We start from the raw sequence: 12,337 nt of genomic DNA, 5'->3' as shown, positions 1-12,337 counted from the left end.
ATGTCGAAGTTGCACGTTCAGGCGCTCCACGTCCACCCCGTCAAGTCGGTAGCGGGGACCGCTCCCGACGAGGTGGCCGTGGAGCCCTGGGGCCTGTCCGGGGACCGGCGGTGGGCCCTGATCGATCCCGAGGGCACGGTCCTCACCCAACGCCGCCATGCCCGCATGGCCTTGGCTTCGGCGCGCCCGCTGGGCGGCGACCGGATCGCGGTGACCGCTCCCGACATGGCGGAGCTGGTCGTGGAGGTGCCCGATCCGGGTCCGCTGGAGCCGGTGTCGCTGTTCGGAAAGAAGGTCGAGACCGTGGTCGCGGCGAGGGCCGCGGCCGACTGGTTCAGCACGTTCCTCGGGGTTCCGGTTCGACTGGTGCACCTGGACGACCCGGCCGTACGTCGTCCGGTGGACCCCGACTACGCACTGCCGGGCGAGACGGTCAGCCTGGCCGACGGCTATCCGGTGCTGCTCACCACGCTGGCCTCGCTGGACGCGCTCAACTCGCTGATCGCGCAGGGGGACCATCCCGAGGAGGGTCCGCTGCCCATGAACCGTTTCCGTCCCAACGTGGTGGTCTCGGGGGCCGAGGCCTGGGCGGAGGACGGCTGGCAGCGCATCGCGATCGGCGACGCCCTCTTCCGCGGCGCGAAGGAATGCGGCCGGTGCGTCGTCACCACCACCGACCAGCGGACGGCCCAGCGGGGCAGGGAACCGCTGAAGACCCTGGCCCGGCACCGGCGGATCGGCAGGTCGCTGGCCTTCGGGCGGCTGCTGGTGCCCCTGCGGCCGGGCACCCTGCACGTCGGCGACGAGGTCCGCATCCTCGCATGACGGGTCGCCCCCGAGTGGCGACCGGACCACCGGAATGACACCTTCGGGGGGCTCCGTCCCCCAGCTGGAACCAACCGGCGTGACCAGGCCGTTGGAGCAGTCAGAACAGGTGGGTACCCGCACGGGCAGTGACACCGGACGACCGGTTCCGGATCGGGTGGCACATGTCTCGTGCGCCCCGGAACGCGTCCCCCGGGGCATGCGGAAGGCGTGGGCGCGCAGACAGACGGAGACTGGCGCAAGTAGGGGGAGCCGGACCGTGCGGACAGCAATGGGTGTGTGGCGCTGGCGGCGCAATCCGCTGCGCCGGCCGACCGATCTCTTCGAGGCGTGGGTGGCGTTCGCCGCGCTGGTGTGCGTCGTGGTGGTGGCTCCGGCCGTCGGCTGGGTCGCGGGCCTGCGCGTGGACGGCACGCTTCAGCAGGCCGCGTACGAACAGCGGCAGGAGCGGCACCTCGTCCCGGCCGTGGTGGTCCGGCCCGCCCCGGCCCCGGCCGAGGAGGTGTCCGCCGACCCTTCGGCACAGCGGACGGCCCCCCGGCGCACGCAGATCGTGGCCTCGTGGACCGCGCCCGACGGCAGCAGCCACGAGGGCACCGTGCCGGCCGCGGAGGAACCGCCGCACCCCGGCGACCGGTTCCGCCTGTGGACCGACGCACGGGGGCGTCTGGTGGGCCGGCCGCTCGACCCGTCGGCCGCCTCCTTCCACGCGGGGACGGCGGGCCTGGCCGCCGCGGCCGGGGTGGCCGTCATGGCCGTGACGGTCCGCCGCCTGGTCGTACGACGGCTCATGCATCGTCGGTACATACGTCTGGACCGGGCGTGGGCGGCGGCCGGGCCGGACTGGGGCCGGGCGGACGCCGGTGGCTGACCTGGCAGCTCATCCGCTCCGCGCGCGCTACGGTGGAGCCGCCGGACCGGTCGCTCCTGTGGCAGCAGCCTCTCGAGTGGCCTCGGACATCAGCGGCTCCGGCCGCATCGGCAGCGCGAGCACGAGGGTGGGGGCACGACAGCACCATGGTTCAGGGCACGGTCCAGGTGACGCACGGCGGATCTTCGCGGTGGCGGCGCCGCTCCGGTGAATATCCGACGCTGACCGCCGCGCTCGCCGTCGCGGGCGACGGAGACGTGCTGTCCATCGCCCCGGGCACCTACCGGGAGAACCTGGTGCTGCACCACGCCGTCACCCTGCGCGGGCCCGAGGACGGCTCGGGCTCGGTGCGGATCGCGCCGCTCGACGGCGTCGCGCTGACCCTGCGCGCCTCGGCCGTGGTGCAGGACCTCCACCTGGAGGGCCAGGACCGGGCGGCGCCGGCGCTGCTGGTGGAGGACGGCTCCCCCGAGCTCACCGACCTGCGCGTGAGCACCCACTCGGCGGCCGGCATCGAGGTGCGCGGCCCCGGCGCCCGGCCCCTGGTGCGCCGCTGCACCGTGGAGAACCCGGCCGGCGTCGGCATCGCCGTACTGGACGGCGGCGGCGGGGTGTTCGAGGAGTGCGAGGTCGTGGCCTCGGGACAGACCGGGTTCTCGGTCCGCGGCGGCGGCCGCCCCCGGCTGGAGCGCTGCCGCATCCACCACTCCACGGGTGCGGGCATCGCGGTCACCGGCGAGGGCTCGGGCCTGGAGGCCCTGGGCTGCGAGGTGTACGAGGTCAGGGGCGCCGGAGTGCAGATCGCCGCGCGCGCCGCAGCCCGCCTCACCGACTGCGCGGTGCACCGCACCACGGCCGACGGGGTCACGCTCGACACCGACGCCGTGCTCACCCTGGCCGGGTGCGACATCCACGACATCCCGGAGAACGCGGTCGACCTGAGGTCGCGTTCGGTGCTCACCCTCAGCCGCACCTCGGTGCGCCGGTTCGGGCGCAACGGCCTGTCCGTGTGGGACCCGGGCACCCGGGTGGACGCCGAGTCCTGCGAGATCCACGACAGCACGGGCGACTATCCGGCGGTGTGGGTCAGCGACGGGGCCACCGCCTCCCTGGACTCCTGCCGGGTGCACGACGTGCCCGACGCGCTCTTCGTGCTGGACCGGGGGTCGGCCGTCGAGGTCACCGACAGCGACCTGTCCCAGGTCCGCAACACCGCGGTCTCGGTGAGCGACGGGGCCACCGCGCGCCTCGACGACTGCCGCATCCGCGAGGCGGGCACCGGGGCCTGGTTCCGCGACCACGGCAGCGGCGGCACCCTCGCCGGCTGCACCATCGACGCCGTGCAGACCGGTGTGATCGTCACCAAGGGCGCCGACCCCGCCCTGGAGCAATGCACGGTCACCTCCCCCGCCGAGGCCGGCTTCTACGTGTCGGCGGGCGGCCGCGGCACCTTCACGGCCTGCCGGGTGACGGACAGTTCCGGTTTCGGCTTCCACGTCCTCGACGGCTGCCGCACCACGCTGACCCGCTGCCACACGGAGCGCTGCGCCCGCGGCGGCTACGAGTTCCCGGAGGACGGCCCCGTCGTCGAGGAGTGCACCGGCGACGGGTCGGGCCCGCGGCAGGCGGCCCAGCCCGCCCCGGGCGGCGGCTTCACCGGCGCGCAGAGCGGGGTCCGTACGGTCACCGCGGCCCGGAGCCCCGTGGCGCAGCCGGCCCCGGCCGCCCGGGCGTCCGTACCGCGGCCCGCGGATCCGGCGGACGCCGGAGCTGCCGCGGCGGCCGCGCGGGAGTCGGGGGCGGTGCTGGGGCAGCTCGACGGGCTCGTGGGCCTCGACAGCGTCAAGCGCGAGGTGCGGGCTCTCACCGACATGATCGAGGTGGGCCGGCGGCGGCAGCAGGCGGGCCTCAAGGCCGCCTCGGTGCGCCGCCACCTGGTCTTCACCGGCTCCCCCGGTACGGGCAAGACGACGGTCGCCCGGCTGTACGGCGAGATCCTCGCCTCCCTCGGGGTGCTGGAGCGCGGGCACCTGGTCGAGGTGTCCCGCGTGGACCTGGTGGGCGAGCACATCGGGTCCACGGCGATCCGCACGCAGGAGGCCTTCGAGCGGGCGCGCGGCGGGGTGCTGTTCATCGACGAGGCGTACGCGCTGGCCCCGGAGGACTCGGGCCGGGACTTCGGGCGCGAGGCGATCGACACGCTGGTGAAGCTGATGGAGGACCACCGGGACGCGGTGGTGGTGATCGTCGCCGGATATACGGCCGAGATGGAGCGCTTCCTGACCGTCAACCCGGGTGTGGCCTCACGGTTCTCCCGGACCATCGCCTTCGGCGACTACGACCCCGGGGAACTGCTGCGCATCGTGGAGCAGCAGGCGGAGGAGCACGAGTACCGCCTCGGGGAGGGCACCCCCGAGGCCCTGCTGACGTACTTCACCGAGCTGCCCAAGGGTCCCGGCTTCGGCAACGGCCGCACCGCGCGCCAGACCTTCGAGTCGATGGTGGAGCGGCACGCGGGGCGGGTGGCCCAGCTGTCGGAGCCGAGCACGGACGAGCTCACCCTGCTGTTCCCGGCGGATCTGCCGACGCTGCCCACCCCTTGCTGACGCCGGGGCGCTGAGCCGGTACTTCCCCGGCTACCGCCGGACCGGGCCCCCCGACCCGTGCGGCCCGATCCAGTCGGGCGAGCAGGGCGGCACGTTCGGCGGCGAAGGCGGGGTCCGCCTGGTAGTCGGCGTGGCCGAGGATCGGCGCGGGCAGCGGGTGGCGGGCGCTGCGCCCGTAGGCGAGCGGGTCGGCGAGCGGGCCGCGGTCCACCTCCGGTGAGTCGGGGCCGGGGAGTGCGGGTCCGCCGATGGGGTCGGTGGCCCGCCAGAGGTTGCGCCAGCAGTCGACGTCGCGGTGCAGGGCGCTGAGCGGTCCGGGGCCGAAGTAGGCGGGGAACCAGCGGCCGTAGAGGCGGGCGAGCGGGGATCCGTACGTGAGCAGCGCGACGCGGCGGCGGACGGGCGGCGGCAGTTGCCAGACGGCCGCCGCGGCGAGCACGCTGCCCTGCGAGTGGCCGGAGATCACCAGCCGGCCGCCGGTGCGGCCGGTCCAGCCGGCCATCCGCCAGGTCAGGTCCGGGACGGCGCGCTCGGCGTAGCAGGGCGGTGCGAAGGGGTGGGCGGCGCGCGGCCAGAAGGTGCCGACGTCCCAGAGGATCCCTATGGTCCGCCGGGCGGCCGGGTCCCGGTAGGCGCGGCGGCCCCAGGCGACGAAGAGGGCGATGCCGAGGCCGATGAGCCAGGAACCGGCGTCCTGGGCGGCGCGGGCGGCGGCCTCCAGCAGCGGCGGGGCCCCGCGGGCGGCCTCGCCCGGGACCTGTCCGCTGAGCCAGGCCCCGGCCAGTGCGCCCGCGCCGAGCACCAGGGTGATCCCGGAGACGGCCGCGACGAACCAGGGCGCTGAGTCGGTGAGCGCGGCGGCCGTCCGCGCCCCGGCGATTCGGCGGCTGCGCGCCCGGTCCGGGCTCTCACCCGGGTATTCGGCGGCGACGGCCGTGGCGAGGCGGCGCCGGGTCCGGGCCGCGCGCACCGCGAACCAGGCGGCGAGCAGAGCCAGTACGAGGAGCAGCGGGGGCAGGACGGCGGCCTGCCAGGACAGCAGGACGGGCGGCCCGGGCATCGGTGAGCCCGCCATCCCGGGGGTGGCTCCGCCGTCCATCCAGTCGGCGACGCGCTGGGCGACCCCGCCCGACATCACGCCGCCGAGGGCGCAGCCGAGCATGGCGACGGCGGGGCCGCCGAGGCCGCGCAGGGCGGCCGCCGGATCGGGGGCCCTGCGGTGCAGATGGCGGGCGACGACGGCGAGGGCGAGCACGCAGATGCCCTGGCCGAGCATGATCACACCGAAGGCGAAGTCGCCGGGGAGCCGCCCGGTGGAGGTCCAGCCCGGTCGTGACCAGCAGGCGTGCAGGAGGACGGCGGCGAGCAGGGCGAGGGCGGCGCCGGGCAGCAGGTTGACCGCGGCCCGGTCGAGGCGGTGGTCGGGGCGGTCCTCGCTGCGGCCGCGCCGGCAGACGACCCAGGCCACGGTGACGGCCCCGGCGGCGAGGAGGGCCTGGGTGATCCAGCCGAGGACTTCGAGGGCGGGGGCGGCCGCCGCGGTCCGGCGGTCGTGGGCGGCGGTCGGCGCGGAGACGGCCACCGCGACGGTGAGCAGCCCGGCCGCGGTGTGCGCGGCCCGAAGCCGGGCCACGATGCGGCGCCCGTACCAGAATCCGGGGCGGCCGAGCGCGGGCGCGGTGTCGGAGGCGGTGTCTGGGTCGGCGGCTCCGGCGGGCGGCGGCTGGGCTTCGTAGGCGCTCCAGGTGCGGTTCGACAGGTACCAGAGCAGCCCGGTCAGCGCGGTGGGGACGAGTGCGCCGAGGACGAGGCGGCGCCCGGGCTGGGACCACCAGCCGCCGCCGTCGGGCGCGAGGAAGCCGAGCCGGGAGCCGGTGGCGGTGCAGGTCGCGTGGCCCGCGCACTGCCAGGCGACGAGGTCGAGCGCGACCTCGCAGGCGGCCGCGATCAGCAGGACGGTCAGGCTGAGCGCGAGGATCCGTACGAGGACCCCGTACGTGCGCACCGCGCGCGGCGCCGGGTCGGCGGCGTGCCCGGTGGGGGCGGCCGGCCGGGCCCAGTGGGCGAGGTTGGCCACCATGAAGGGCAGGAGCAGCAGCCACAGGGCGCGGGCGCCGTTGCCGGAGGTGAGCCGGGACCAGCAGTAGGCCTCGGGGACGGGCAGTCCCGCGTACCGCTCGGGGTGGGCTTCGGCGTCGGCGTCGTCGGTGCGGCGGAACACGGCCGCGGTGGAGTCGCCGGTGACGCGGACGGTGCGCGGGTCGCCGAGCAGCTCGGCCGGGGAGGCTCCGGCGACGCCGTGGACGAGGAGTTCGAGGGCGAGGGGCGGGTCGGTGTGGGGGCGGTCGGGCACGCAGGCCTCCGCTCGCGTGGGGATCGGCGCTGCTCCAGGATCCCGCGCGGCGGCGGTACTGCCCAGGCCCCGTACGGGGGAACCGCCGGCGGAAACCGGGGCGTACGGCGCACGAGCCGGCGTAGGCGACGTCCGGCGGGGAAAACACGGGCGGATCGCAGCGGACATCTCGCGGGCGCACGGCTATGGTGACGCGCACGTCCGTCCGGTTCACCGCCCAGGAGGTACCGCCATGGCTCGCCGACTCCGCCCGGTGGGGCTGGACTTCATCGACGACGCGCCCGTCCGGCTGGTGTTCGCCGCCGAGGCCGCGGCGCCGCCCGAGGCCGTGTACCAGGCGCTCGCCGAGGAAGTGGAGGGCTGGCCCGGCTGGTTCAGGGCGGTGACGCTGGCCCGCCCCACGTACGGCGGGGGCGGTCGCGAGATCAAGCTGCTGGGCGGGGTGCGCATGGAGGAGACGATCATGGCCGCGGATCCCGAGAAGCGTTACGCGTACCGGGTCGACACCACCAACGCCCCCGGGGTGCGGGCCCTGCTGGAGGAGTGGCGGCTGACTCCGGCCGGCTCGGGTACGCACGTCCGCTGGACCTTCGCCGCGGACGGCCCGGCCGCGTTCCGCCTGGCCCTGACCGTGGCCCGCCCGGGCCTGGGCCACTCCTTCCGCACGGCGGTCCGCACCTTGGACGCCCGCCTCAGCGCCCGCCGCGCCACGGGGCGTTGACCTCGGCGAGGCGTGCGTACTGCCCAGTGGACCCGGGCGGGCGTCATCGAGCGCCACCGCACCCCCGCCTGGCCGCCCCGGGTCCGCTACGTCCTCACCGGCCGGGGCCGCGCCCTGGAACCGGTGGTGCACGGCATGTGGGAGTGGGGCAGCGCCCAGGGGTGTCTCAGGCGGTCGGTTCGCGCCAGACGCCGGTCGTCAGCAGCGTGTCGAGGGTCTTCGCGTACGGGGCGAGGTCGAGCCCCTGCGCCGCCACCCACTCGTCGGAGTAGTACTTGTCCAGGTAGCGGTCGCCCGGGTCGCACAGCAGGGTGACGACACTTCCGGTCCGGCCCTCCGCCACCATCTCCGAGACGATCTTCAGGGCGCTCCACAGGCCGGTGCCGGTCGAGCCGCCCGCCTTGCGCCCTATGGCCGTCTCCAGCGCGCGGCAGGCGGCGACGCTCGCCGCGTCCGGGACCTTCATCATCCGGTCGATGGCGCCGGGCACGAAGCTCGGTTCCATCCGCGGGCGGCCGATGCCCTCGATGCGCGAGCCGCAATCGCTGCTCGCGTCCGGGTCGTTGCGGGTCCAGCCCTCGAAGAAGCAGGAGTTCTCCGGGTCCGGCACGCAGATGCGGGTGTCGTGCTGCATGTAGTGCACGTAGCGCGCGATGGTCGCCGAGGTGCCGCCGGTCCCGGCGGTCGCCACGATCCAGGCGGGCTCGGGGAAACGTTCCAGCTTGAGCTGCTGGTACATCGACTCCGCGATGTTGTTGTTGCCGCGCCAGTCGGTGGCCCGCTCCGCGTACGTGAACTGGTCCATGTAGTGCCCGCCGGTGCGGGCGGCGAGCTCCGCCGACTCCTCGTACATCTTCATCGGGTCGTCCACGAAGTGGCATTCGCCGCCGTGGAATTCGATCAGCCGACACTTCTCCGGGCTGGTCGTGCGCGGCATGACGGCGATGAACGGGACACCGATCAGCTTGGCGAAGTACGCCTCGGAGACGGCGGTCGAGCCGGACGAGGCCTCGATGACGGGGCGGCCCGGCCGGACCCAGCCGTTGCAGAGCGCGTAGAGGAACAGCGAGCGCGCGAGGCGGTGCTTGAGGGAGCCCGTCGGGTGCGTGGACTCGTCCTTGAGGTAGAGGTCGATGCCCCACGCCTCGGGGAGCGGGAACTTCAGCAGGTGCGTGTCCGCCGAGCGGTTCGCGTCGGCCTGGACCTTGCGCACGGCCTCTTTCAGCCAGGCGCGGTAGTCCGCGTCGCTGCGGTCGACATCGACGGTCGTGGCGGTCGTACCGGTGGTGGTTCCGGTGCCGGTGATGCCGGTAGTGCCGGTGGTGCTCATGCGCCGCGCTCCTTCATGTGTCTTTTTCGCCCCTCCTTTCGCAATGTACCCCTCCCACCTGCACAAACAGTCACTTTGGGTATCCATATGGATCGCTTTCGATCGCGTTCGGTTGCACTGCGGCGCACCGTGGGTGACCCTGGTGGAGGATTACCGAGGGTGCAGCACCCGTAACACTCATGTCGGGGAGTCGCAGCCGTGATCAGTCATTCCCGCAGGCACTGCGTCGTCGAACTGCAGGCCTTGCCGTCGCGGATCGGCCAAATCCGCAGAATCGTCTCGGCCCAGCTGCGCCACTGGCAGCTCGATCCGCTCATAGACCGGGCTGCGCTCGGCGTGACGGAGCTGCTGGGCAACGTCCACCGCCACGCGCAGCCGGACAAGACCTGCGTCGTCGAGATCGAGCTGCGGCTCGGGCGACTGACGGTCTCGGTCATCGACAGCGATCCGCGGCTTCCGGTGCTGCGCCCGGCACAGGCCGGGCCTCTGGAGACCAGCGGACGCGGGCTCGCCCTCGTGGAGGCCCTCAGCGAGGCCTGGGGGGTGCGCGAACGGTCCGACGGACCCGGCAAGGCCGTCTGGTTCTCCCTGACGGCGGCACCCGCGCCGGTGGCGCCGACGCTCCCGGTCTCGATCGCGGCCAGGCCCGTACCGGAACCCGCGCGCACGGTCGTCGTGGCCGTCGATCCGGGCACCGTCCCGGCCGCGCTGCCCGCGCCCTCGCCGGTCGCCGTCCGCCCCGGCTGACGGCTCAGGCGAGGGCTCCCAGCGGGTCGTCGAGCACCGGCTGCCAGGCCAGTTCCGCCGCGCCGACCAGGCTGTTGTGGTCCAGGGTGCACGGCAGGATCGGCACGCCGCCGCTGCGTCCCCACAGGCTGCGGTCCGCGACGACCGCCCGGAGCCGCTCCGGGTCCGCGTACAGCAGTTCCCGGTGCAGCCCGCCCAGGATGATCCGGTCCGGGTTCAGGATGTTCACCAGGCCCGCGAGGCCCAGGCCGAGCCGGTCGATCAGCTCCTCCGTGGCCGCCCGTACGGCCGGCTCCTCCGGTTCCTCGCGCAGCAGGTCACGGGCCTGCTGCAGCAGCGACACCTCGGGGCCGGGGCTGCGGCCCGCCGCGGTGAGGAAGGCCAGCGGGTCCGCCTCCACGTCCAGGCAGCCGCGGCCGCCGCAGTGGCAGGCCCGCCCCTCGGGGTTCACGGTGAGGTGGCCGACCTCCAGGGCCAGGCCCGAACTGCCGCTGTGCAGGCGGCCGTCCAGCACCAGGGCCCCGCCGACCCCGCGGTGCCCGGTGGCCACGCACAGCAGGTGCTGCGCGCTGCGCCCGGCCCCGTGCCGGTGCTCGGCGAGCGCCGCCAGGTTGACGTCGTTCCCGGTCAGGGCCGGGCCGTCGATCCCGGCGTCCTTCACGCACTCGGCGAAGATGTCCCGTACGGGTGAACCGGCCGGCCAGGCCAGGTGCAGCGGGTTCAGCGCCGTGCCGTCCGGCTCGGCGACCGCCGACGGGACCGCGAGCCCGGCTCCGACGCAGCGGCGGCCGCTGTCCGCGAGCAGTTCCGCGCCCGCCCGCACGACCGCGCCGAGCACCTGGGCCGGATCGGCGGAGACGGTGACCTTGCCGGGGGCGGTGGCCACGATCCGGCCGCCGAGGCCCACCAGGGCGGCCCGGAAGCCGTCCGAGTGCACCTGGGCGGCGAGCGCCACCGGCCCGTCCTCGGCCACCGAGAGGCGGTGCGACGGGCGGCCCTGGCCTCCGCCGGTGCCGCCGGCACCGCCCGAGGCTCCGGGGCGGGAGTCGACCCGGATCAGCCCGAGCGCCTCCAGCTCGGCCGCGACCGCGCCGGCGGTGGCGCGGGTGACCCCCAGCTCGGCCGTCAGGACCGCACGGGTCGGGGCGCGGCCGGTGTGGACGAGCTCCAGCGCCGGCCCGAGCGCGCCGCGACCCCGTTCCAGTTTGGTCCGCGCGCCCGTGCTCGACACCGATGGCGTGGTCGCATCCCCCACCCGCGGCGGGGCCCCGTTGCCGTTCATGGCATCGATCCTCGCATGATCGGAGGGTGTCGTACGCCTCCCCTCAGCCCAGCCCGCCGACCCGCAGCGTGATGTTGAGCCGCCCGGTCAGCCCGAGTGCCCGCGGACCCGTGCCCGGCAGGACCTTCGGCACCCCGTGGTAGGCCGACCGGCTGGGGCCGCCGAAGACGAAGAGGTCCCCGCTGCGCAGCTCGACGTCCCGGTACGGGCGCCCGCGGGAGTCGGTGTTCCCGAAGCGGAAGAGGCAGCTGTCGCCGAGGCTGAGCGAGACCACCGGCGCCGGGGACTTCTCCTCCGCGTCGCGGTGCATGCCCATGCGGGAGTCCCCGCCGTAGAAGTTGATCAGCGCGATGTCGTAGGCGGCCGCACCGGGATCGGGGGGCACCCCGTAGGCGGCGGCCACCGCCTCCCGCCCCAGCTCGGCGAGCCAGTCCGGCATCGGCTTGACCGGTTCCCCGTCCCCGTCGACGGCGGTGCGGGCGTAACCGTACGGGTACCAGTGCAGGCCCAGGCACACCTGCCGGGCGGTCATCACCCCGCCGCCCGGGGTGCGGACGGTGCGCAGGCCGGCCGGCGGTCGGGCCCACTCGCGGCAGGCCGCCAGCAACTCGCCCTGCCGGCGGGCCCCGAGCCAGTCGGGCACGTGCACCGCGCCGGGGGCGATCACGGTCCGCTCGCGCGCGAAGAGTTCCCCGTCCATCCCTCCATTGTCGGCGCCGGGGCTGCAAGACTCCCGATATGGAGATCACTGAGTACGTGAAGACCCTCGCCCGGGAGGGCGAGCTGCTCGCGGAGGTGGCGGAACGGTCCGGTACGGACGCCTTCGTCCCCTCCTGTCCGGGCTGGCACGTCACCGACCTGCTGCGGCACACCGGGTCGGTGCACCGCTGGGCCGCCGGGTACGTCGGGGAGCGGCAGCTGGACCCGACGGGCTTCCCGGAGGCGCCCGAGCTGGTCGGCGGCGAGCTCCTGGCATGGTTCCGGGAGGGCCACGCGGACCTGGTGCGGACGCTGACCGAGGCTCCGGCCGACGTGCAGTGCTGGACCTTCCTCCCGACCGCCCCGCCGTCGCCGCTGGCGTTCTGGGCCCGGCGCCAGGCCCACGAGACCACCGTGCACCGGATGGACGCGGAGGGCGCGCTGGGCGTCGCCTTCTCCCCGTTGGCGCCGGAGTTCGCGGAGGACGGGGTGGACGAACTGCTCACCGGCTTCCACGCGCGGCCGCGCAGCCGGGTGCGGACCCCGGAGCCGCGGACGATGCGGATCCGCGCCGCCGACACGGGCGCGGCCTGGACCGTACACCTGTCGCCGGCACCGGCGCGCACGGTACTGGGCGACACGGGCGACCCGGTCGACTGCGAGGTGACGGGCGAGGCGGCCTGGCTGTACGCGGCGCTGTGGAACCGGCTGCCGCTGGCGGGTCCGGGAGTGACGGGCGACCTGTCGCTGGCCGCACTGTGGACGGAGACGGCCGGAATCTGACCCCGTCGGCGGGGGCGGGCGCCGACGGACGTCCCGCACGGCTCGCCCGCCCTGGCCACCCGCCCCTGGCCACCCGCCGCGCACCCCCGGCCGCGGACCTGCGCTGACGAGCGGTTATGG

10 protein-coding genes and 1 pseudogene are annotated in these 12,337 nt (G+C 75.1%); 7 read left to right on the top strand and 4 right to left on the bottom strand.

Going from position 1 to position 12,337, the window contains the following annotated elements:
- From OHA91_RS33195 to OHA91_RS33185, 3 genes are all read left to right on the top strand, one after another.
- On the top strand, positions 1-825 hold the full coding sequence (locus OHA91_RS33195) for an MOSC domain-containing protein (protein WP_031156864.1): 825 nt from the start codon (positions 1-3) through the stop codon (positions 823-825).
- Between the two features lie 259 nt (positions 826-1,084).
- Positions 1,085-1,696, top strand: coding sequence for an Rv1733c family protein (locus OHA91_RS33190; protein WP_031156862.1), 612 nt, complete (start codon positions 1,085-1,087; stop codon positions 1,694-1,696).
- Positions 1,697-1,842: 146 nt separating this feature from the next.
- Positions 1,843-4,302 (top strand): right-handed parallel beta-helix repeat-containing protein, encoded by a 2,460-nt coding sequence (locus OHA91_RS33185; RefSeq protein WP_328740573.1) that lies wholly within the window; start codon positions 1,843-1,845, stop codon positions 4,300-4,302.
- On the opposite strand, the gene OHA91_RS33180 is transcribed toward OHA91_RS33185, so the two are convergent.
- Positions 4,253-6,655 carry a hypothetical protein gene (locus OHA91_RS33180; RefSeq protein ID WP_328740572.1) on the bottom strand — a complete coding sequence of 801 codons (2,403 nt, stop codon included), beginning with the start codon at positions 6,653-6,655 and terminating at the stop codon, positions 4,253-4,255. The two genes, OHA91_RS33185 and OHA91_RS33180, sit on opposite strands and share 50 nt — an antisense overlap.
- Before the next feature lie 232 nt (positions 6,656-6,887).
- Here OHA91_RS33180 and OHA91_RS33175 point away from each other — a divergent pair, with 232 nt between their 5' ends.
- Positions 6,888-7,376, top strand: coding sequence for an SRPBCC family protein (locus OHA91_RS33175; RefSeq protein ID WP_266503715.1), 489 nt, complete (start codon positions 6,888-6,890; stop codon positions 7,374-7,376).
- 12 nt (positions 7,377-7,388) lie between these two features.
- Positions 7,389-7,523, top strand: a pseudogene (locus OHA91_RS33170) (winged helix-turn-helix transcriptional regulator); the annotation flags it as partial.
- A 19-nt stretch (positions 7,524-7,542) separates the two neighbouring features.
- Here the strand turns inward: OHA91_RS33170 and cds1 are convergent.
- Complete coding sequence (cds1, locus tag OHA91_RS33165) at positions 7,543-8,706, bottom strand: L-cysteine desulfhydrase Cds1 (RefSeq protein ID WP_031156853.1); 1,164 nt, start codon at positions 8,704-8,706, stop codon at positions 7,543-7,545.
- Between the two features lie 198 nt (positions 8,707-8,904).
- On the opposite strand from cds1, the gene OHA91_RS33160 reads away from it, so the two are divergent.
- Positions 8,905-9,453 carry an ATP-binding protein gene (locus OHA91_RS33160; protein ID WP_328740571.1) on the top strand — a complete coding sequence of 183 codons (549 nt, stop codon included), beginning with the start codon at positions 8,905-8,907 and terminating at the stop codon, positions 9,451-9,453.
- A 4-nt stretch (positions 9,454-9,457) separates the two neighbouring features.
- Here OHA91_RS33160 and OHA91_RS33155 read toward each other — a convergent pair whose 3' ends face one another.
- Together OHA91_RS33155 and OHA91_RS33150 are read right to left on the bottom strand one after the other, a co-directional pair.
- The gene (locus OHA91_RS33155; protein WP_031156849.1) at positions 9,458-10,735 is read right to left on the bottom strand and encodes an ROK family protein; all 1,278 of its coding nucleotides are present in this window, start codon (positions 10,733-10,735) and stop codon (positions 9,458-9,460) included.
- A gap of 43 nt (positions 10,736-10,778) precedes the next feature.
- On the bottom strand, positions 10,779-11,435 hold the full coding sequence (locus tag OHA91_RS33150) for an alpha-ketoglutarate-dependent dioxygenase AlkB family protein (protein WP_031156847.1): 657 nt from the start codon (positions 11,433-11,435) through the stop codon (positions 10,779-10,781).
- Between the two features lie 38 nt (positions 11,436-11,473).
- On the opposite strand from OHA91_RS33150, the gene OHA91_RS33145 reads away from it, so the two are divergent.
- Positions 11,474-12,217, top strand: a complete 744-nt coding sequence (locus OHA91_RS33145) for a maleylpyruvate isomerase family mycothiol-dependent enzyme (RefSeq protein ID WP_031156845.1) — start codon at positions 11,474-11,476, stop codon at positions 12,215-12,217.
- The last annotated feature ends 120 nt before the right edge of the window (positions 12,218-12,337 follow it).

The organism is Streptomyces erythrochromogenes (assembly GCF_036170895.1).
GTDB classification, from domain to species: Bacteria; Actinomycetota; Actinomycetes; order Streptomycetales; family Streptomycetaceae; genus Streptomyces; species Streptomyces erythrochromogenes.
This window is presented reverse-complemented; position numbering and strand designations above follow the sequence as displayed.

Coding starts and splice junctions, on each gene's coding strand:
- OHA91_RS33195 (WP_031156864.1), top strand. CDS start 1: ATGTCGAAGTTGCACGTTCAGGCGCTCCACGTCCACCCCGTCAAGTCG.
- OHA91_RS33185 (WP_328740573.1), top strand. CDS start 1,843: ATGGTTCAGGGCACGGTCCAGGTGACGCACGGCGGATCTTCGCGGTGG.
- OHA91_RS33175 (WP_266503715.1), top strand. CDS start 6,888: ATGGCTCGCCGACTCCGCCCGGTGGGGCTGGACTTCATCGACGACGCG.
- cds1 (WP_031156853.1), bottom strand. CDS start 8,706: ATGAGCACCACCGGCACTACCGGCATCACCGGCACCGGAACCACCACC.
- OHA91_RS33155 (WP_031156849.1), bottom strand. CDS start 10,735: ATGAACGGCAACGGGGCCCCGCCGCGGGTGGGGGATGCGACCACGCCA.
- OHA91_RS33150 (WP_031156847.1), bottom strand. CDS start 11,435: ATGGACGGGGAACTCTTCGCGCGCGAGCGGACCGTGATCGCCCCCGGC.
- OHA91_RS33145 (WP_031156845.1), top strand. CDS start 11,474: ATGGAGATCACTGAGTACGTGAAGACCCTCGCCCGGGAGGGCGAGCTG.